Here is a 19,712-nt window from a genome sequence, read left to right as displayed (position 1 = left end):
GTCACGGCGAATTCGCCAGACACTACTTCGCCTCCAGCGCCATCACCCGTAACATCAACTCCACGTGACGGGACATGTTTCCGATAGAAGCCGCTGCCAGTTTGGCAATCTCCTCTGCCAGCAACACATTGAGATTTTCACTGCCAACAACCACCGTGACGCTGTCGGTTGGTAACGACGATAGATCCAGCGTGAACTTCTGCAGCACACGTGCCGCCGCGGCCTTGTAGGTCAGCAGGGTGCCTGCCACCGAATACACCGCCAGCAAGGTCCCGCTGGCGAGGTAGAAACCGAACTCGCCGATTTCGTATTCCTCAGGCCCATCGAACAGCGCAGCCATCCGGAGTTGCCGGGAGCCCAGGTCCTCGTAGTCGACGATCGCCACCCGCTGGCGTTCGTCGCGCAGGGTGGTCTCGCTGCCGTTCGGGTCGTAGCGCGCCGTCCCGGCGCCGATATGGGTGATGCTTCCTTTCAAGCCCTGGTTTCTTGCCTGCAGTACTTCAGCCAGGCCGGCTGAGGTGAAGCGAACCAGGCGCGTAATGTCTTGTGTCATGGCTGCGCCTTGAAATTGTCGTGTGAAAAGGGCTCCGACGGGGCCCATCGATTGCGCCTGCCCATCCGTTCAGGGCAGGACCGCACTGAGGAAAAGCTCACCCTCGCCGAACGGCTGGTGAGTGCCACTGCCGACGCCCAGCGATGCCTGCAGCCTCAGGTCAGGCAACGCGCCTTCGAGGCTGTCGTCGTGAATACTGAGCGGGCTGTCGGCGGCAGCGGCGACCCGCACATCCCCGCGGGTTTCGTGCACGAGGGTGATCGTCCCCAGGTCGCGCTCGCTTTTGGCCGCATTGATGCGGCGGATCAGCCGGTTGTGATCGCCACTGGACCAACTGCGGCCGATGATCGCCTGCACATCGAAAGAGTATGGCGTGCCTCGGGGATGCTGTTCGTACCAGGCAAAAATGTTCGGCGTGAAGCCCAGCGACTCCACCGCATGACTCAACGCCTGGCGCACCCCGGCCTGGCGCTGGATCTGCCAGGAAAGAGAAACCGTCAGGCGTTTTTCGGTCTCGCTGGCCTGGGCATCCCACTCGCTGACTCCTCGATCCGCGCCCAGATAGGGCAGGAACCCGGCAGGTGTCTGCAGCGGATTCATCAGTTCGGGAAAAGGCGGGACGACACGTTCGAGCAGTTTGCCGAAAGCCAGGTCGAGGGCCTTTTCCAAGGGTGAGCTGTTCGCGGGCAACAGGCTGCCGGATCGTGTTTCCTGCGTCATAACGTCAGCACCTCCACCTCGACCCCTGTGCAATAGGGTGCCTGGAAGGCCGTCGTGACGATGGGCTCGCGCGGCTCAAGAATCTCGACCTGAACCGCCCCGGCACTGTGCAGGGTGTAGTCGATCCAGCTCGGCTCGACCCGCCCTTCCAGGCGATGGCAGGCCTCGGCATAAGCCTGGAGCTGACGGCTTGCCGCCAACTGCGTCAGCCCCGAATCCGGCCCACCATTGATCCTGGCCACCACCCGGATCTTGTAGCCCTTGATCTCGGCCCCCTGGACACTCACGAGGTCCGTCTCCGGCCTGACATCCGGGCGGGAGAAATGACTGCGCACCCGCTCAAGCAGGTCGGCCGACGGCGTGCCGTCGCCACGGCGTGCGAGAACCGTCACCATCACCTCGCCAGGCGCCGTGCGCCGGCCGTTGCCGTCCTTGACCTGAGCGGCGTAACCATCCGGGTCGAAGGTGTAGGTGACCGCCACGACGCCCGGTGAGGTGCTTTGTACCTTGACCGAGGGCCGCTCACCCAGCGTGAACACCTCACGACGATACTGCATGCGCGACCCTGCGGCCGGCGCATGGGGTGCCAGGTAGTAGCGCAGGCGCGCATCGTCATCGCTTTCGTGGATCGGTGGAACCGGCGGAAACGCCGTCGGGTCGCCCGGATCCAGCAACTGTCGCTCCAGCCCCATGTCCGCCAGGCGTGCGTCAAGGTTGCTGCCGGTGGCCCACCACGCCAGCATCTGCCTGATACGGGCGTTGTACTTGCGCTCATGGGTTTGCAGACGCACGCAGAACGCTTCAAGGGCCATGGTCAGCAACTCGCTTTCATTCTCGAGGCTGACTTTCAGCTTGGCCGCACTGTCGGGGGAACGGGCGCCGACATACTCGACGACAAAGGTCTTGAACTCGGCGAGCAGGTCCTCGAAGACGTCGACGTTGACGATCTCCGGTTCCGCCAACTGGTTCTGCCCAGGGATCAACATGCTCATGTGACTACCTCGAATGTCTGTTGACGGTTCTTCCAGGTCCCGGCGAAACGCAGCAACAGGCCGGCACCCTGGCGACTGGCGACGATCACCTGTGGAGCGAAATCGCCGATGCCATTGGCCGGGTTGTAGAACGCCTGTGCCGCATGACTCTGGGCCAGCAGCAGCAGGTCGTCGCCCAGGTTCTGCCCCAGCAATTCGGGAATCCGCGAGCCGTAGAGAGGCCGCTTCTGGCGGGTGCCCAGGGGCGTGGTCAGCGCGCGGGTGGCGCGCTGCACGAACTGGAGCCAGTCGTCGACCGTGGCTCCGCTGTTTCTGTCGACTCCGATCAAGACGGGCTCCTTATGCGGTGCTGATGACCCGGCCCTGGTGATCCACCAGCGGGCCGAGCAGGTGAACGCCGGCGGCATCGAGGGTCAGGCCCACCGCGCCCAGCTTCAGTTCGATGGACTGCGGCGTCAGCGCCAGGCGCGCCGGTCCCAGGGCCAGCTCAATGGTTTCGCGGGAACCTCGAAAAGTGGCTTCGGCGTTTTTCCAGCTCAGGACATGAGCGCTATCGTCGTAGCTGCTCTCGGTACCGTCCCTGTGCAGCCGGCGTGTCAGGTTGGCCGTCGTCGCAGCCGGGGGGAAGCGATCGCAGTTGATGCCAAACAGCGCCACCGACTGGCTACCACCCTCGCCTGCGCCGTAGTTCAGCAGCAGGCATTGCTCGCCCACCGAGGGGATGCGCGATTCGCTCTGCTCGCCAGCGCTGGGATTGAAGAAACGGATCGCCGGTGTCAGCAGCTCGCCGTGGCTGACCTTGCAGGTATTGCTCGCCGCGTCCACCGCAGCGCATACGCCGATACGGCAGAAACTCTCGGCCCGGCGATGCAGGTCGTCGATTTCCGCCTCCATTTCGGCAAGACGCTCGATGATCGGGCTCAGTTGCAGGCGTAGCAGCGCCTCGAACATGATGAGCTCCTTGTGGGTTTTCTAGGGAAGCGGCAGGTATTGATCGGGGTCGTCCAGGTTGGTCACTTCCCAACTGCGGGCGAACCTGGGAATACCGGTCGGATCATCCAGCAGGGGCTGGCCGAAATAGAACATCTGCTTGAAGGAAATGGTCCAGCCGCCGTAGACCTGGCCGGCATCGGCGAAGGTCGAGGGCACCCCCTGGATGTTGCTCGGCAACTCGCATTGCCCTGCTGCTCCCCAGCGGTTATCGATCACCAGATCGATCAGTTGGCTGGCGAGGTTGCAGGCCGACAAGGTCGCATCCATCTCCTGGGTGGACACGACTGTCTGCAGCGAAAGGCTCAACTCGTGGGCGCGGCGACCGTCGTGGGCGCGACTACCCGCGCTGTCACCGTCGATGCCTATCAGCACCCAGGCAGGTACCACCACGCCATCGAACTCGCGACGAGTCCCCACCTTGAGTTGTGGGTAAGCAGCCTTGATCACGTTCCTAAGGGTGCTAAACAGCATCGAGGGCGTGTCGATAGTGTTTGAAGACATAAACGATTCCTGTTGCAGCGTCACGGCCGATCCGATTGAGAATTGCGCACGACCGGCTCATCGATCCCGATGCGCCTGGCCGCCCAGCGCTCATAGAGACCGATGGCGACATCCGCCCCGGCCATGGCCGTCAGGCAGCCGAAGGCACCGGCGGTCCAGATCGACACGCCGGCGGCGTACAGCAGCATGATGGTCGACACGCCGCAGACCATGCAGGCGCCGGAGCGCAGTACCAGCCGCCGCAGCAGTGGCCAGCCGCGGGCGCCCTCCTTGTCGGCGCGCCACATCTCGCCGGACACTCCGCCGATCACGGCCAGTACGATGACCAGCCAGATAGGCATGTCCGCCAACGCTTGTTGCTCGTTCGTCATGTCACGCCTCCTGTGGAAGAAAATGGCCATTGGCTGGCCGGTAATGGTTTGGCTTGTAGTTCAAGGTGAAGGATTCTCGTGGGAGCCCGGTTCCGTGGGCATTCCAAAAGGCCCGGCTCGAGCCAGGCCCTTTGGTAATGCCGGTGTCGGCTCCGGCCCCGCACGCCATCAGGGCGAGCGCGGGATACGCGAAGCGGACACCCGATCCTTCGGCGCTACTGGCGCGGTACGGATCGATTCAAATTGTTCCTCCGACCGCGGCCCCTGCCCGCCGGATAACTGCTTACGGTGCTTTACGCTGCACACCCGGGTCAGTTGCCAACCCTCTGGACCATCAAGGCCGATCCATCGCTGCCTGTTCTTTGAAGCGGTACGACTAAAGAGCTTCGGGGTCATGCCCCTGGCATCGCTGCCCTTGGCTGGCCTTTCCGGCCGGCTTGGAACAAAGAATATGCATGTATGCATATCCAGTCAATGCATAAATGCATTTATTTTTGCGCGAGCAATGCACGAATGCATGAAAGCCCCGCCGATCAAGGGGTGGGTCTTTTTTGCAGGCGAAAAAAAACCCACATGGCTGTGGGTTTTTTCCGAATCAGAGAGGGTTAACGGGCGTACATGCCCCACCAGAAGACGTGTCCGAGGATGGTGATCTGCTCTTCCTGGATTTCCTGGAAGGTGTAGTCCTCATCCGGGTGCTCGTCGCGGTTGAAGCTGCGCAGGCGGATACCGGTGGGCAGGCGATAGAGCTGCTTCACCCGCAGTTGGCCGTTGTGGTTGATCGCGTAGAGATCGCCGTCGACGATATCGCCGATGGCACTCTTGCCGGCGTTGACCCCGACCGTGGCACCGTCGCGCAGTACCGGCAACATGCTGTTGCCGCGCACGGTCACGCACTTGGCCTGGTCGAACTGCACGCCGTTGTGGCGCAGGCTGCGCTTGCCGAAGCGCAGGCTGGCCTTCTCGCTTTCCTCGATGACGAATCTTCCTGATCCAGCAGCCAATTCAACCTCGCGAAGAAAGGGCACGGACACCTCGTCTTCATCGACGGGGGTGTCGTCGTCCCACAGGCTTATATCCTTGAGTTCAGAGTGTAGCGGGCCCTGCTCCTGGTCGCGGGCGGCGCCGATATCGGCACGGCCGCGCAACTGGTCGGTGCTCACCTGGAAATACTCGGCGATCTTCGAGATGTGCTTGTCCGAAGGATCGACGATCTTCCCGCTGAGTATGCGCGACAGGGTGGATTGGGGCACGCCGGTACGCCGGTGAAGCTCCGTGGGGGAGATCCCGTGGCGGTCGAGCAGCGCTCGGAGGACGGTAGAAACATTGCGTATTTGCATAACGCGCATATTGATTGGGCTTTGCGTGAATAGCAAATGCTAATTTGCATATATAGTGCATAAATATTACATCAAGAGCAAAAGGCCATGTCTGCGGAGCCGGAGCACCCGTGTTAACCTTGCGCCCATTGCCAGGCAAACAGCCCGATTTTGCCCCCACACTTTATTCAAGCTATCACCTACCCCACTGATGAATAAGCCAATTTCCGACCTGTCCTCGCACACCCCGATGATGCAGCAATACTGGCGCCTGAAGAACCAGCATCCCGATCAGCTGATGTTCTACCGCATGGGCGACTTCTATGAGATTTTCTATGAAGACGCGAAGAAGGCCGCCAAGCTGCTGGACATCACCCTGACCGCCCGCGGCCAGTCGGCCGGGCAGTCGATTCCGATGTGCGGGATTCCGTTTCACTCCCTCGAAGGCTACCTGGCCAAGCTGGTGAAACTCGGCGAATCGGTGGTGATCTGCGAACAGATCGGCGACCCGGCCACCAGCAAGGGCCCGGTGGAGCGCCAGGTGGTGCGGATCATCACCCCCGGCACCATCAGTGACGAAGCCCTGCTCGACGAGCGCCGCGACAACCTGATCGCCGCCGTGCTCGGCGACGAGCGGCTGTTCGGCCTGGCGGTGCTGGACATCACCAGCGGCAACTTCACCGTGCTGGAAATCAAGGGCTGGGAAAACCTGCTGGCCGAGCTGGAGCGGATCAATCCGGTGGAACTGCTGATCCCCGACGACTGGCCGCAGGGCCTGCCGGCGGAGAAACGCCGTGGTACCCGTCGTCGCGCCCCCTGGGATTTCGAACGTGATTCCGCGCACAAGAGCCTCTGCCAGCAATTCGCCGTGCAGGACCTCAAGGGCTTCGGTTGCGAAACCCTGACCCTGGCCATCGGTGCCGCCGGCTGCCTGCTAGCCTACGCCAAGGAAACCCAGCGCACCGCCCTGCCGCACCTGCGCAGCCTGCGTCATGAGCGGCTGGACGATACCGTGGTGCTCGACGCCGCGACCCGCCGCAACCTGGAGCTGGACATCAACCTCGCCGGCGGTCGCGACAATACCCTGCAGTCGGTGGTCGACCGTTGCCAGACCGCCATGGGCAGCCGCCTGCTGACCCGCTGGCTGAACCGCCCGTTGCGCGACCTGAAGATCCTCACCGCGCGCCAGGTGTCCATCGGCTGTCTGCTGGAAGGCTACCGCTTCGAACGGCTGCAACCCCAGCTCAAGGAAATCGGCGATATCGAGCGGATCCTCGCCCGGATCGGCCTGCGCAACGCCCGCCCGCGCGACCTGGCGCGCCTGCGTGATGCCCTCGGCGCCTTGCCGCAACTGCAGGACGCGATGCTCGAACTGGATGCGCCGCACCTCAGGCAACTGGCGGCGACCGCCCGCACCTACCCGGAACTGGCGATCCTGCTGGAACGCGCCATTATCGACAACCCGCCGGCGGTGATCCGCGACGGCGGCGTATTGAAGACCGGCTACGATGCCGAGCTGGACGAACTGCTGTCCCTCAGCGAAAACGCCGGGCAGTTCCTGATCGACCTGGAAGCCCGGGAAAAGGCGCGCACGGGCCTGGCCAACCTCAAGGTCGGCTACAACCGCGTGCACGGCTACTTCATCGAACTGCCGAGCAAGCAGGCCGAATCGGCCCCGGCCGACTACATCCGGCGCCAGACCCTCAAGGGCGCCGAGCGCTTCATCACCCCGGAACTCAAGGAATTCGAAGACAAGGCGCTGTCGGCCAAGAGCCGCGCCCTGGCACGGGAGAAGATGCTCTACGAGGCGCTGCTGGAAACCCTGATCGGCGAGTTGCCACCGCTGCAGGACACCGCTGCCGCGCTGGCCGAACTGGATGTGCTGAGCAACCTTGCCGAACGCGCGCTGAACCTCGACCTGAACTGCCCGCGTTTCGTCGACGAGCCGTGCATGCGCATCAGCCAGGGTCGCCACCCGGTGGTCGAGCAGGTGCTGACCACACCGTTCGTGGCCAACGACCTGGCCCTCGACGACAACACCCGCATGCTGGTGATCACCGGTCCGAACATGGGCGGTAAATCCACCTACATGCGCCAGACCGCCCTGATCGTGTTGCTGGCCCACATCGGCAGCTATGTGCCTGCCGCCAGTTGCGAGTTGTCGCCGGTGGACCGGATCTTCACCCGGATCGGCTCCAGCGACGACCTGGCCGGTGGTCGTTCGACCTTCATGGTGGAAATGAGCGAAACCGCCAATATCCTGCACAACGCCACCGAGCGCAGCCTGGTGCTGATGGACGAGGTCGGTCGCGGCACCAGTACCTTCGACGGCCTGTCCCTGGCCTGGGCAGCCGCCGAGCGCCTGGCGCACCTGCGGGCCTATACGCTGTTCGCCACCCACTACTTCGAACTGACGGTGCTGCCGGAGAGCGAACCGCTGGTGGCCAACGTGCATCTGAATGCTACCGAGCACAACGAACGGATCGTCTTCCTGCACCACGTGCTGCCCGGTCCGGCCAGCCAGAGCTACGGCCTGGCGGTGGCGCAACTGGCCGGCGTACCCGGCGACGTGATCCGCCGTGCCCGCGAACACCTGAGCCGCCTGGAGACCACCAGCCTGCCCCACGAGGCGCCGGTGGCCAAGCCCGGCAAGCCGGCGGTGCCGCAGCAGAGCGACCTGTTCGCCAGCCTGCCGCACCCGGTGCTCGACGAACTGGCCAAGCTCGACCTGGACGACCTGACACCACGCCGTGCGCTGGAAATGCTTTACACATTGAAGACACGGATCTAACGCAGACGGCCGCAAGCTGCTAGAATCTCGCGCGGTTTGGGAAGCTGCGGGCTATTAGCCTGGTTCGCAGAGCCGTTGCCGAACCCTGCGAGCCCGTCCTGATAGGGTTTTCGCCGCCGCCGCCTGAGGAGAGAATTAGAAATGACCTTCGTCGTCACCGACAACTGCATCAAGTGCAAGTACACCGACTGCGTAGAAGTCTGTCCGGTGGACTGCTTTTACGAAGGCCCGAACTTCCTGGTGATTCACCCGGATGAGTGCATCGATTGCGCACTGTGCGAGCCAGAATGCCCGGCCGTGGCCATCTTCTCCGAAGATGAAGTCCCGGAGGAAATGAAAACCTTCATTGAATTGAACCTCGAGTTGGCCGAGATCTGGCCGAACATCACCGAGAAGAAGGATTCGCTGCCGGACGCCGAGAAGTGGGATGGCGAAAAGGACAAGTTGCAGTATCTCGAACGCTGAGTCCTGCGTACTCCCGAAAAGGCCCCTTGCGGGCCTTTTTGCGTTGTTGGGCCAGGGCCAGCACTTTTCTACAGGCAAAAAAAAGGGGCGGTGTAACCCGCCCACATTTTTTCCCTAGTCCCTTTTTTCCCTTTCATCATCCTGATGAATCGCATCCCGCGATGTTCCTCTTAGCGATCTTCCATGATCGCCGTGTCTATCCGTCGACACAGGGCTGATATTAATGACTTTCAGATCGCCCGCAAGTGGATCCAGAAGCACACAGAGAGTTTTCGGATCCATTGGAAGTTTTAAAAAGCACTTATATTTCAATCAATTAAACAGATTTCTCGGCAATCTGCTGCCGTGTTCATCCTCGATCGCTTACGCAACACGTAAGTAAAGGCTTACACAGCCAAGCCAGCAAAAAAGAACTTCCGCAGCTCCGGAAGGTCGGAATGAACCCCGAAAACGCTCAAAAATAAGTAACGCCTTCGTCACCCGGCTCCCTCCGAAAACTTTCCACGGGTAAAAACCTCGATACTCAAAACCAATCCTTAGTATAGAAAACAGCACTCAGATATTCAGCTACCTCACGCCACGCAGGCTCATGCAACTTGGGCAAGACAGCGACTCTTCCAAACTGAGGACCGGGAAACCGGCCCCTTGACCGAAAGGTCAAATGCTAATTATTATCATTAGCATAACCCCGTCAGGTGCCGTCGTGACGCAATCCCAGTTCAACCAGGTCTTCCTCACCCAGCGGCTTACGTTGCTGCGTACGCTGCAACGCATGGTGCAGAACCCCAGCACCGCCGAGGACCTGCTGCAGGAGACCTACCTGCGGGTCACCCGTGCCCTGAGCGAACGCTCCATCGATCATCTTGAACCCTTCGTGTTCCAGACCGCTCGCAACCTCGCGCTCGACCACCTGCGTGCACGGCGTATCCAGGCCCGCACGCTGATGGAGGATGTGCCGCTAGAGGTGGTGGAAAGTGTCGTCGCCCCCTTGAGTACTCCGGAAGATGCCACCCATGCCGAACAATTGCTGGAGCGCCTGAGCGTGAGCCTGGGTCAACTGACTGCCCGCCAACAGCAGATCTTCATTCTCAGCCGCCTACATGGCTGCAGTTACCAGGAGATCGCCGAACGCCTCGAAGTGTCCCTGAGCACCGTGCAGAAGGACCTGAAACTGATCATGGCCATCTGTGTCGGGGTGGCCGAACGCCTGGATCGCCCTTAAGCTTGCCCTCAGCGCCAAGACCTACAAGATCCGCCAGCCCACGGGAGGCGGATCACCGAACCAAACCGTGACAACGATTGCCGAGGAACACCCGTGACGGACAGCCCCAACCAGCCACCTCCCGCAGCCGCTCGGCCAGTGTTGCCAGACGACGCCATGGATCAGGCACTGGACTGGCTGATCGTGATGGAATGCCCGACAGCCGGGCAACGCGCCGAATTCGACGCCTGGCTTGCCGCCGATCCGGCCCATGCCCAGGCCTATGCCCGGGCCAGTGGCGCCTGGAACGCACAAGCGGTGATCGCCGCCGCCCAGGCGCTGCAGGCAACCACCCGCCGGCGACCGTCCCTGCTGCGGCGCCTGCGCCCACACTGGAAACCGCTGGCAACCGCCGCCGTGCTGCTGATCGCCATCGGCACCTACGGCAACCTGCCCCTGCGCCTGCAGGCCGATCACCTGACCGTGGCCGGCGAGCGCCAGCACCTGCAACTGGAAGACGGCTCGAAGGTCCTGCTCAACACCAACTCGGCGTTCTCCAGCCGTTTCACCGACCAGCAACACCTGGCCCGACTGTACAAGGGCGAGGCGTTCTTCGAGGTATCCGGCCAGCGCGAACATCCGCTGGAGATCGATGCCGGGCCGGTCCAGGCCAGCGTACAGGATACCGCCTTCGCCGTGCGCTACCTGGACGGTGAGGCGCAGGTGCAGGTACAGCGCGGCGATGTCGACCTGCGTACCCGCGACGACAGTGCCCGCCTGCGCCTGTCCGCCGGCAGCAGTGTGCGGGTCGGCCCGCATGGTTTCGGGCCTCCGGAAAAACTCGATGCACAGAAGGACCTGGCGTGGATCCAGGGCCGCCTGGTGTTCGAGAATTGCCCGATGGGCCAGGTGCTGGCCGAACTGCGACGCTACTACCCGGGCTGGATCGTCAACAACAACGAGCAGTTGGACAAGGTCGCCGTGACCGGCAACTACCGCCTGGACAAGCCGCTGGACGTGCTCCGCTCACTGGCCCACATCACTTCCGCAAGGGTCTCGGAGTACCCAGCGCTGGTCATTCTCAACTGACCGAAAGTTTTTTTACTCGATAGCACTCGATCATTCGTCTCGTCATAGCCAATGCAAGTGATTCTCATAACGAATCGCATCGCAACTATAAGTTTCGAAGATCGGAGCGCTATCGATGCCCACTCGTTTCACCTCCAAGGCCCGCAGTGGCGGCCTGCAACAGTGCACCCTGTCCCTGCTTACCGCCGCCATGCTGCTCGCCGGCGCCCAGGCGACACCCGTACTGGCGGCCAGCGGCGCCACGCAACCGGCGCGCAGCCTCGCCAACTACAATTTCGCCATCGCCCAGCAGCCGCTGGTTTCGGCGCTGAATGCGTTCACCGCGGTGACCGGTTGGCAGGTCGGCTTGCCCGCCGAGCTCGGCCAGGGCGTGGCATCGCCTGGCGTACACGGTGCGTTGCCCCCGGAAAAGGCCCTGGAGCAGTTGCTGACCGGCACCAACCTGAGCTACCGCAAGCTCGGCGACAACAACGTCGTCCTGGAAAAGCGGGCCAATGGCACCACGCTCAATCTGCAACAGGTGACCATCAGCGCCACCCGCCAGGAGCAGGACGTGTCCTCGGTCCCCAGCACCGTGACTGTGCAGGACCGCCAGCAGCTCGACCGGCAGAACGTCAACACCATCAAGCAACTGGTGCGCTATGAGCCGGGCGTTTCCGTCAGCGGCGCGGGCCTGCGCGGCGGCGGTATCAGCGGCTACAACATCCGCGGTATCGATGGCGACCGCATCCTGACCCAGGTCGATGGTGTCGAGATTCCCGACAGTTTCTTCAATGGCCCCTATGCACAGACCCACCGCAACTACGTCGACCCGGAAATCGTCAAGCGCGTGGAAATCCTCCGCGGCCCGGCGTCGGTGCTCTACGGCAGCAACGCCATCGGTGGCGCAGTCAGCTATTACACCCTCGATCCGAGCGACATCATCAAGCCCGGCGAGGACGTCGGCGCCCGCCTTAAGAGCGGCTACAGCTCCTCCGACAACAGCTGGCTGACCTCCGGCACCGTCGCCGGCCGTACCGGCGACTTCGATGGCCTGCTGCACCTGAGCCAGCGCAACGGCCGCGAAACCGAGTCCTACGGCGACACCGGCGGCACCGGCCTGAAACGCACCGAAGCCAACCCGGAAACCAACCGCACCACCAACGTGCTGGCCAAGCTGGGCTGGAACTACAACGATGACTCGCGCCTGGGCCTGACCTACGAGCGCTACAAGAGCGATATCGACACCAACCAGCGCAGCGCCGTGGGTGGGCCGTTCAGCAATGGTACGGGAGTGGGCATGTACCGTTCGCGTACCGGCAACGATACCGTCACCCGCGAACGCTTTGGCATCGAGAACAGTTTCGGTCTGGACAGCGCCGTGGCCGATCACGTCAAGCTGAGCCTGAATTATCAGACCGCCAAGACCGATGAAAGCACCCTGGAAGACTACTTCCCCTTCGTGCGTCGTGTGCTGCGCAGCCGGGACACGGTCTACAAGGAGCAGCAATGGGTACTCGACGCCCAGGCGGACAAGGCCTTCAACCTCGGTGAAACCGATCACCTGCTGACCTACGGCAGCACCATCAAGCAGCAAAAGGTCACCGGCTCGCGTAGCGGCAGTGGCACCTGTCTGGCGGTGAGCACCGTACCCGGCCAGGGTTGCACCGCGGTCGGCGGCAACAGCCCGCTGGATCGCCTGGTGAAATCCAGCGATTTCCCCGATCCGACCATCGACACCTACTCGCTGTTCGCCCAGGACCAGATCAGTTGGAACCAGTGGACCTTCCTGCCCGGCCTGCGCTACGACCGTACCGAGCTCAAGCCGCACATCACCCAGGCATTCATCAACACCATCACCGCCGCAGGCGGTGGCCAGATCGATGGTTCGAACAAGACCTGGCACCGCGTCTCGCCCAAGTTCGGCCTGACCTACGCCCTGACCGACCAGTACACCTGGTACGGCCAGTACGCCGAAGGTTTCCGCACCCCGTCCGCCAAGGCCCTGTACGGTCGCTTCCAGAACGGTACCACCGGCTATAACGTCGAACCCAACCCGAACCTGGAGCCGGAAAAAAGCAAAAGCTACGAAACCGGCCTGCGCGGTCGATTCGAGGCCGGCTCCTTCGACGTGGCGGTGTTCTACAACAAGTATCGCGATTTCATCAACGAAGACGCGGTCGCTCCCGGCTACAGCGAGCTGACGTTCCAGACCAACAACATCAAGCACGCCACCATCAAGGGCGCGGAGGTCAAGGGACGGCTGAACCTGGACCACTTCGGCGCACCGCAAGGGCTCTACACCCAGGGCTCGGTGTCCTACGCCTACGGTCGCAACGATGACAGTGGCGAACCGATCAACAGCGTCAACCCGCTCACCGGCGTGTTCGGCCTGGGCTACGACCAGGACAAGTACGGGGCACTGCTGAGCTGGACCCTGGTCAAGCGCAAGGACCGGGTCGACGACAGCACCTTCAACGCGCCAGACGGCCTGACCAGCAGCAAGCAGTTCAAGACCCCGGGCTATGGCGTATTCGACCTGACCGGCTTCTACAAGGTCACCGACGACGTGACGGTCAATGCCGGCCTGTACAACCTGACCGACAAGAAGTACTGGAACTGGGATGACGTACGTGGCTACGACGGCGTGGGCGAAGCCGGTGTGCTCAGCCCGGCCAACCTCGACCGTCTGACCGCTCCGGGCCGCAACTTCTCGGTCAACCTGATCTGGGATATCTGACCGACCGCCGCCTCCCCCGCCACACTGCCAGACGGCGGGGTGAGGTTTTTTTACTGTGGCGCGTCTCCTTGTTCGTCTAGTAACTGAAAGCGCCTCTCATTCCCAAGGACTCCCCAATGACCTCCCAGGACAATACCCAACGCCCAAGCCTGCGCTCCCAGCGTCTGAACCAGATCACCCACGAGCCACACAGCAAGCTCGATCAACTGGTGAAGGCCCACGCACCGTTCGAGAACCAGGCCAATTTCGCCCGTTTCGTGGTCGCCCAGTATCTGTTCCAGTCGGAACTGGTGGCGCTGTACAACGACCCGGAACTGATCGCCATCGTCCCCGACCTGCCGGCGCGCTGCCGTGCCGAAGCGGCCAAGGCCGACCTGGCGGACCTGGATACCGAAGTCCCGGAGCCGGTGGCCGGTGCCCTGAAGCACCCGAGCAAGGCCGAAGCCCTGGGCTGGATCTTCGTCTCCGAAGGTTCCAAGCTCGGTGCCGCGTTCCTGATCAAGCGTGCCGTAGGCCTGGGCCTGAGCGAAACCTTCGGTGCCCGTCACCTGGGCGAGCCGGCTGGTGGCCGTGCCGAGGGCTGGAAGAGCTTCATCAGGACCCTGGACGGCCTGGAGTTCAGCGCCGAGGAGGAAGCGGCGGTGGAGAAAGGAGCCATCGATGCGTTCGTACGCTTTACCGTGCTGCTGGAACAAGCCTACGAATCGGCGCCTGAGCTGGCCTGAATACGGGTCTGCCTGCAAGACCTTCGGTGGTTTCGAAGGCCTCTTCGCAGGCAAGCCCTGCTCCTACAGAGATAAGTCGTACATCCTTCCAGGATACGGCGTACATCTGTAGGAGCAGGGCTTGCCCGCGAAGGGCCCCGACGTGAATGAAACACCAGGCTTGAGCCAAGCCGCCCGGCGCACCACAATTGAGACCATGACCAGCAAAACACCCTCGTCCTCCAAGCTCAGCCGCCTCCTGTTCGGCGTGCTTGCCTATGTCAGCCTCGGCATCGGCCTGATCGCCATCGTCGTGCCCGGCCTGCCCACCACCGAGTTCATCCTGCTGGCCGCCTGGGCCGCCACCCGCAGTTCGCCGCGGCTCAGCGCCTGGCTGGAGAACCACCGGCTGTTCGGCCCGATCCTGAGCAACTGGCGCAACGGCAAGATCATCGCCCGTCGGGCCAAGGTCAGCGCCACCGTCAGCATGCTGCTGTGCGCGACGCTGATGCTGGTGATGCTCGAACACCACTGGCCGGTGTACCTGGCCATTGCCGGCATGACCCTCGGCAACCTGTGGATCTGGTCCCGCCCCGAACGCCTGCCGGTCATCGAGCTGCCCTGAAAGGCAGCGAAGCCCCGCACTGATGTACGCCCCGCCTTCCTGTAGAAGCAGGGCTTGCCCGCGAATGGGCCCTCAAGCCCCCAGCCAATTCTGCGAAGTATCCGATTCAGCCATCGCGTCCAGCGCACAATCGTCGGAAGGGACCTGCAAAAATCGACAGCCGCGAATATTTGCGCTGCAATGATTCTACTCATGGAGGGCCTTTCGATGACCGATCTGCTGACATCCATTCAAGCCGCACTCGAGCTACCCGCCTCGACTCCAGACTTCACCGAATCCGGTGCCCTGCCCTCGGCCTTTGCCGTCACCGAGTTGGCCAGCGCCAGCCTGGCGGCCGTGGGCGAAGCGGTGGCCGAACTGCTCCGGCAACAGACCGGACAAAACCCGGGAGTCAGCGTCGACCGGCGCCTGGCCTCGTTCTGGTTCGCCAGCTCCCTGCGCCCCATCGGCTGGAACCTGCCAGAGCCCTGGGACCCGATTGCCGGCGACTACGCCACCGCCGATGGCTGGATTCGCCTGCACACCAACGCGCCGCATCATCGGGCCGCCGCCGAGCGGGTACTCGGGCCGGCCGGCGACCGCGCGGTGATGGCCGAGCTCGTCGCCCGCTGGAACAAGGGCGAGCTTGAGCAGGCGATCGTCGACAGCGGAGGCTGCGCTGCCGAAATGCGCACCTGGGACGACTGGAAAAACCACCCCCAGGGACTGGCGGTCAACGCCGAGGCACTGATCCAGCGCAGTACCGACGACGATCCGCACCCCCGGGCCTGGAGCGGCTCGACCACGCAGCCGCTGGCCGGAGTCAGGGTCCTCGACCTGACCCGCATCCTCGCCGGCCCCGTCGCCAGTCGCATGCTGGCCGGGCTCGGCGCCGAGGTGTTGCGAATCGATCCGCCCCATTGGGAGGAGCCGAGCCTGGTCCCGGAAGTCACCCGGGGCAAACGCTGCGCCCGCCTGGACTTGCACGACAGCGCCGACCGACGGGTGTTCGACCGCTTGCTGGGCGAGGCCGATATCCTGCTGCATGGCTATCGGGCCGACGCACTGGAACGGCTGGGCTACGCTGCGCAGCACCGTCGGCAACTGTCGCCCGGGTTGATCGATGTCAGCCTCAATGCCTATGGCTGGAGCGGGCCGTGGCGCAACCGCCGCGGCTTCGACAGCCTGGTGCAGATGAGCTGCGGCATCGCCCAGGCCGGCATGCACTGGAAGCCGGCGCAGGTGCCGACGCCACTGCCTGTGCAAGCACTGGACCATGGCACCGGCTACCTGATGGCGGCCACGGCGATCCGCGCGTTGACCGAACGGCTGCACAGCGGACGTGGCGGCTCGGCCAGGCTGTCGCTGGCACGCACGGCGAAACTGCTGCTGGAGCAGGGGACGGCCCATGACCCGCAGCCCCTGCGTCGGGAAACCTCCAGAGACCGTAGCACCTGGGTCGAGTACACCGCCTGGGGGCCGGCGCATCGCCTGATCCCGCCACTGAACATCGAGGGCACGCCGTTGCATTGGCGGTTGCCGGCCACGAAATTGGGCAAGCACCCACCCCAGTGGTGACTTCGAGGGCTGGCCATTATATGGCCAGCCTTTTTATTTCCAGTTATTTCAGTCGCTGAGAAACATGTAGGTCCTACACCATTAACCCTGTTCCAACTCATGGCGCCACAAACTTTCAAATTAGCGACAAAGCCTGACCGGCAAGCCCATAAAAAACATAAAAAAATCAATAAAAATCAATTACTTAAAATAAATAGCCGCGCAATTAAATGCAGTTGGACATTCAAGATCCGATACACCCATAACCTGATCTGAATCAGTTCCCGCCTCAACCTGCATCCCTACTCTGGAGCCTCACTTCTCCTGAACTGGAGTCATGCAATGGCTGAGTCTCCCGGAAAACTACGCTTGGGCGCCCTGGTTGCCCTGGTAGTGGGTTCGATGATCGGCGGTGGAATCTTTTCCCTGCCACAAAACATGGCCGCCAGCGCCGATGTCGGCGCGGTCCTGATCGGCTGGGCGATTACCGCCGTGGGCATGTTGACCCTGGCCTTCGTGTTCCAGACCCTGGCCAATCGCAAGCCGGACCTGGACGGCGGGGTCTACGCCTATGCCAAGGCCGGTTTCGGCGACTACATGGGTTTCTCCTCGGCCTGGGGTTACTGGATCAGCGCCTGGCTGGGCAACGTCGGCTACTTCGTCCTGCTGTTCAGCACCCTGGGCTACTTCTTCCCGATCTTCGGCGAGGGCAATACCGTCGCGGCGGTGGTCGGCGCCTCGTTGCTGCTGTGGGCCGTACACTTCCTGGTGTTGCGCGGTATCCGGGAAGCAGCGTTCATCAACCTGGTGACCACGGTCGCCAAGGTGGTGCCGTTGCTGCTGTTCGTACTGATCGCGCTGTTCGCCTTCAAGCTGGACATTTTCACCGCTGACATCTGGGGCCTGAACAACCCGAACCTGGGCAGCGTGATGAACCAGGTGCGCAACATGATGCTGGTCACCGTCTGGGTGTTCATCGGCATCGAGGGCGCGAGTATCTTCTCCTCCCGCGCGGAAAAACGCTCGGACGTGGGCAAGGCAACGGTCATCGGTTTCATCACCGTGCTGCTGTTGCTGGTGCTGGTCAACGTGCTGTCGCTGGGGATCATGACCCAGCCGGAACTGGCCAAGCTGCAGAACCCGTCCATGGCCGCCGTGCTCGAGCACGTGGTCGGTCACTGGGGCGCGCGGCTGATCAGCATCGGCCTGATCATCTCGCTGCTCGGGGCCCTGTTGTCGTGGGTGCTGCTGTGCGCCGAGATCATGTTCGCCGCCGCCCGCGACCACACCATGCCGGCGTTCCTGCGCCGCGAGAACGCCAATCACGTGCCGGCCAACGCCCTCTGGCTGACCAACGCCATGGTCCAGGTGTTCCTGGTCATCACGCTGTTTTCCGCCAGTACCTACCTGTCGCTGATCTACCTCGCCACCTCGATGATCCTGGTGCCCTATCTGTGGTCGGCGGCCTATGCGGTGCTGCTGGCGGTACGTGGCGAAACCTATGAAAACGCCCCGGCCGAACGCCGCAAGGACCTGTGCATCGCGGCCATCGCCCTGCTCTACGCGATCTGGCTGCTGTACGCCGGTGGGGTGAAGTACCTGCTGCTGTCCGCCCTGCTCTACGCCCCGGGCGCGATCCTGTTCGCCAAGGCCAAGCACGAGCTGGGCAAACCCATTTTCACCCCCGTCGAGAAGCTGATTTTCACCGCAGTGGTCGCTGGCGCCCTGCTGGCCGCCTACGGCCTGTACGACGGCTTCCTGACGCTGTAACCCCCTGTTCGTTCCCTCTGGAGGATCTGCAATGACCACGGAAAAAGTGAAGTACGGCGTCCACTCCGAAGCCGGCAAACTGCGCAAGGTGATGGTGTGCTCCCCCGGCCTGGCCCACCAGCGGCTGACCCCGAACAACTGCGACGAACTGCTGTTCGACGATGTGCTCTGGGTCGCCCAGGCCAAGCGCGATCACTTCGACTTCGTCACCAAGATGCGCGAACGCGATATCGACGTGCTGGAAATGCACAATCTGCTGACCGACATCGTCGGCCAGACGGAAGCCCTGGACTGGATTCTCGATCGCAAGCTCACCGCCAATCAGGTCGGAATCGGCCTGGTCAACGAAGTCGGCTCGTGGCTGCGCAGCCTGGAACCCCGCAAGGCCGCCGAGTTCCTCATCGGCGGGATATCGGCCGACGACTTGCCCGACAGCTTCGGCGGCAAGACCATCCAGATGTTCCGTGACTTCCTCGGCCACTCCAGCTTCATCCTGCCGCCACTGCCCAATACCCAGTTCACCCGGGACACCACCTGCTGGATCTACGGCGGGGTCACCCTCAACCCGATGTACTGGCCGGCACGCCGCCAGGAAACCCTGCTGGCCACGGCCATCTATAAATTCCACCCGGAATTCGTCAACGCCGACTTCCAGGTCTGGTACGGCGACCCGGACCAGGAGCACGGTAACGCCACCCTAGAGGGCGGCGACGTGATGCCGATCGGCAACGGCGTGGTCCTGATCGGCATGGGCGAGCGTTCCTCGCGCCAGGCCATCGGCCAGTTGGCGCTGAACCTGTTCAAGAACAAGGCGGTGGAACGGGTGATCGTCGCCGGCCTGCCGAAGTCCCGCGCGGCCATGCACCTGGACACCGTGTTCAGCTTCTGCGACCGCGACCTGGTGACCGTCTTCCCGGAAGTGGTGAACCAGATCGTCGCCTTCAGCCTGCGGCCCGACGAGAGCAAGCCGGGCGGCATCGATGTACGCCGCGAGGAAACCAGCTTCCTCGACACCGTCGCCAAGGCCCTCGGCCTCAAGGCCCTGCGCGTGGTGGAGACCGGCGGCAACAGCTTCGCCGCCGAACGGGAACAGTGGGATGACGGCAACAACGTGGTCGCCGTGGAGCCGGGCGTGGTGATCGGTTACGACCGCAACACCTACACCAACACCCTGCTGCGCAAGGCCGGCGTCGAGGTCATCACCATCAGTGCCGGCGAACTCGGCCGCGGCCGTGGCGGCGGTCACTGCATGACCTGCCCGATCATCCGCGACCCCATCGACTACTGACCGACAACCCGCCACGGTTCCCCAGGGCACCGGCCCTTGTAGGAGCAGGGCTTGCCCGCGAAGGCGTCCGTTTAG

General features: G+C 62.9%; 18 protein-coding genes. 10 read left to right on the top strand and 8 right to left on the bottom strand.

What is annotated here, in order from left to right:
* Window positions 1-22: 22 nt before the first annotated feature.
* From ACZ5KU_RS06570 to ACZ5KU_RS06535, 8 genes are all read right to left on the bottom strand, one after another.
* On the bottom strand, window positions 23-553 hold the full coding sequence (locus tag ACZ5KU_RS06570) for a phage tail protein (RefSeq protein WP_054056801.1): 531 nt from the start codon (window positions 551-553) through the stop codon (window positions 23-25).
* A 69-nt stretch (window positions 554-622) separates the two neighbouring features.
* Entirely contained in the window at window positions 623-1,273 is a 651-nt protein-coding gene (locus ACZ5KU_RS06565) for a phage tail protein I (protein ID WP_464736930.1), read from the bottom strand.
* Window positions 1,270-2,265: a baseplate J/gp47 family protein gene (locus tag ACZ5KU_RS06560; protein ID WP_054056799.1), complete on the bottom strand. Its 996-nt coding sequence runs from the start codon at window positions 2,263-2,265 to the stop codon at window positions 1,270-1,272. Before ACZ5KU_RS06560 ends, ACZ5KU_RS06565 begins: the two co-directional genes overlap by 4 nt.
* Window positions 2,262-2,594 (bottom strand): phage baseplate protein, encoded by a 333-nt coding sequence (locus tag ACZ5KU_RS06555; protein ID WP_054056798.1) that lies wholly within the window; start codon window positions 2,592-2,594, stop codon window positions 2,262-2,264. The genes ACZ5KU_RS06560 and ACZ5KU_RS06555 overlap by 4 nt, the downstream gene beginning before the upstream one ends.
* 10 nt (window positions 2,595-2,604) lie before the next feature.
* Window positions 2,605-3,216, bottom strand: coding sequence for a phage baseplate assembly protein V (locus tag ACZ5KU_RS06550; RefSeq protein ID WP_273819497.1), 612 nt, complete (start codon window positions 3,214-3,216; stop codon window positions 2,605-2,607).
* A gap of 21 nt (window positions 3,217-3,237) precedes the next feature.
* Window positions 3,238-3,729 carry a hypothetical protein gene (locus ACZ5KU_RS06545; RefSeq protein ID WP_054056823.1) on the bottom strand — a complete coding sequence of 164 codons (492 nt, stop codon included), beginning with the start codon at window positions 3,727-3,729 and terminating at the stop codon, window positions 3,238-3,240.
* A 50-nt stretch (window positions 3,730-3,779) separates the two neighbouring features.
* On the bottom strand, window positions 3,780-4,130 hold the full coding sequence (locus ACZ5KU_RS06540) for a phage holin family protein (protein ID WP_054056796.1): 351 nt from the start codon (window positions 4,128-4,130) through the stop codon (window positions 3,780-3,782).
* 605 nt (window positions 4,131-4,735) lie between these two features.
* A complete protein-coding gene (locus ACZ5KU_RS06535) occupies window positions 4,736-5,479 on the bottom strand; it encodes a LexA family transcriptional regulator (RefSeq protein WP_081005875.1) in 744 nt (247 codons plus the stop codon).
* A 193-nt stretch (window positions 5,480-5,672) separates the two neighbouring features.
* Here ACZ5KU_RS06535 and mutS point away from each other — a divergent pair, with 193 nt between their 5' ends.
* From mutS to arcA, 10 genes are all read left to right on the top strand, one after another.
* A complete protein-coding gene (mutS, locus tag ACZ5KU_RS06530) occupies window positions 5,673-8,240 on the top strand; it encodes a DNA mismatch repair protein MutS (protein ID WP_273819558.1) in 2,568 nt (855 codons plus the stop codon).
* A gap of 141 nt (window positions 8,241-8,381) precedes the next feature.
* A complete protein-coding gene (gene fdxA, locus ACZ5KU_RS06525; RefSeq protein WP_054061806.1) occupies window positions 8,382-8,705 on the top strand; it encodes a ferredoxin FdxA in 324 nt (107 codons plus the stop codon).
* Window positions 8,706-9,408: 703 nt separating this feature from the next.
* Window positions 9,409-9,927, top strand: a complete 519-nt coding sequence (locus ACZ5KU_RS06520) for an RNA polymerase sigma factor (RefSeq protein WP_054056792.1) — start codon at window positions 9,409-9,411, stop codon at window positions 9,925-9,927.
* 93 nt (window positions 9,928-10,020) lie between these two features.
* The gene (locus ACZ5KU_RS06515; protein WP_054056791.1) at window positions 10,021-10,995 is read left to right on the top strand and encodes a FecR family protein; all 975 of its coding nucleotides are present in this window, start codon (window positions 10,021-10,023) and stop codon (window positions 10,993-10,995) included.
* A 115-nt stretch (window positions 10,996-11,110) separates the two neighbouring features.
* The gene (locus tag ACZ5KU_RS06510; RefSeq protein WP_464736929.1) at window positions 11,111-13,714 is read left to right on the top strand and encodes a TonB-dependent receptor; all 2,604 of its coding nucleotides are present in this window, start codon (window positions 11,111-11,113) and stop codon (window positions 13,712-13,714) included.
* Window positions 13,715-13,830: 116 nt separating this feature from the next.
* Window positions 13,831-14,439 (top strand): biliverdin-producing heme oxygenase, encoded by a 609-nt coding sequence (locus tag ACZ5KU_RS06505; RefSeq protein ID WP_054056789.1) that lies wholly within the window; start codon window positions 13,831-13,833, stop codon window positions 14,437-14,439.
* A 196-nt stretch (window positions 14,440-14,635) separates the two neighbouring features.
* Window positions 14,636-15,043 carry a YbaN family protein gene (locus ACZ5KU_RS06500; RefSeq protein WP_054056822.1) on the top strand — a complete coding sequence of 136 codons (408 nt, stop codon included), beginning with the start codon at window positions 14,636-14,638 and terminating at the stop codon, window positions 15,041-15,043.
* A 207-nt stretch (window positions 15,044-15,250) separates the two neighbouring features.
* On the top strand, window positions 15,251-16,600 hold the full coding sequence (locus ACZ5KU_RS06495; protein WP_054061945.1) for a CoA transferase: 1,350 nt from the start codon (window positions 15,251-15,253) through the stop codon (window positions 16,598-16,600).
* A 321-nt stretch (window positions 16,601-16,921) separates the two neighbouring features.
* Window positions 16,922-18,349 carry an arginine-ornithine antiporter gene (arcD, locus tag ACZ5KU_RS06490; RefSeq protein WP_416772047.1) on the top strand — a complete coding sequence of 476 codons (1,428 nt, stop codon included), beginning with the start codon at window positions 16,922-16,924 and terminating at the stop codon, window positions 18,347-18,349.
* 31 nt (window positions 18,350-18,380) lie between these two features.
* Entirely contained in the window at window positions 18,381-19,637 is a 1,257-nt protein-coding gene (arcA, locus tag ACZ5KU_RS06485) for an arginine deiminase (RefSeq protein ID WP_054061035.1), read from the top strand.
* Window positions 19,638-19,712: the final 75 nt, after the last annotated feature.

The sequence above is a fragment of the Pseudomonas sp. Tof1 genome (genome assembly GCF_055390395.1).
Note: the sequence above shows the minus strand (reverse complement) of the source record. Positions and strands in the feature narration are given on the sequence as shown.

What these genes read in the sequence shown, in the direction of transcription:
- ACZ5KU_RS06560 (WP_054056799.1), bottom strand. Translation starts at nt 2,265, where the DNA reads ATGAGCATGTTGATCCCTGGGCAGAACCAGTTGGCGGAACCGGAGATC.
- ACZ5KU_RS06500 (WP_054056822.1), top strand. Translation starts at nt 14,636, where the DNA reads ATGACCAGCAAAACACCCTCGTCCTCCAAGCTCAGCCGCCTCCTGTTC.
- ACZ5KU_RS06570 (WP_054056801.1), bottom strand. Translation starts at nt 553, where the DNA reads ATGACACAAGACATTACGCGCCTGGTTCGCTTCACCTCAGCCGGCCTG.
- ACZ5KU_RS06535 (WP_081005875.1), bottom strand. Translation starts at nt 5,479, where the DNA reads ATGCGCGTTATGCAAATACGCAATGTTTCTACCGTCCTCCGAGCGCTG.
- ACZ5KU_RS06505 (WP_054056789.1), top strand. Translation starts at nt 13,831, where the DNA reads ATGACCTCCCAGGACAATACCCAACGCCCAAGCCTGCGCTCCCAGCGT.
- ACZ5KU_RS06550 (WP_273819497.1), bottom strand. Translation starts at nt 3,216, where the DNA reads ATGTTCGAGGCGCTGCTACGCCTGCAACTGAGCCCGATCATCGAGCGT.
- ACZ5KU_RS06510 (WP_464736929.1), top strand. Translation starts at nt 11,111, where the DNA reads ATGCCCACTCGTTTCACCTCCAAGGCCCGCAGTGGCGGCCTGCAACAG.
- fdxA (WP_054061806.1), top strand. Translation starts at nt 8,382, where the DNA reads ATGACCTTCGTCGTCACCGACAACTGCATCAAGTGCAAGTACACCGAC.
- arcD (WP_416772047.1), top strand. Translation starts at nt 16,922, where the DNA reads ATGGCTGAGTCTCCCGGAAAACTACGCTTGGGCGCCCTGGTTGCCCTG.
- ACZ5KU_RS06545 (WP_054056823.1), bottom strand. Translation starts at nt 3,729, where the DNA reads ATGCTGTTTAGCACCCTTAGGAACGTGATCAAGGCTGCTTACCCACAA.
- ACZ5KU_RS06565 (WP_464736930.1), bottom strand. Translation starts at nt 1,273, where the DNA reads ATGACGCAGGAAACACGATCCGGCAGCCTGTTGCCCGCGAACAGCTCA.
- arcA (WP_054061035.1), top strand. Translation starts at nt 18,381, where the DNA reads ATGACCACGGAAAAAGTGAAGTACGGCGTCCACTCCGAAGCCGGCAAA.
- ACZ5KU_RS06540 (WP_054056796.1), bottom strand. Translation starts at nt 4,130, where the DNA reads ATGACGAACGAGCAACAAGCGTTGGCGGACATGCCTATCTGGCTGGTC.
- ACZ5KU_RS06495 (WP_054061945.1), top strand. Translation starts at nt 15,251, where the DNA reads ATGACCGATCTGCTGACATCCATTCAAGCCGCACTCGAGCTACCCGCC.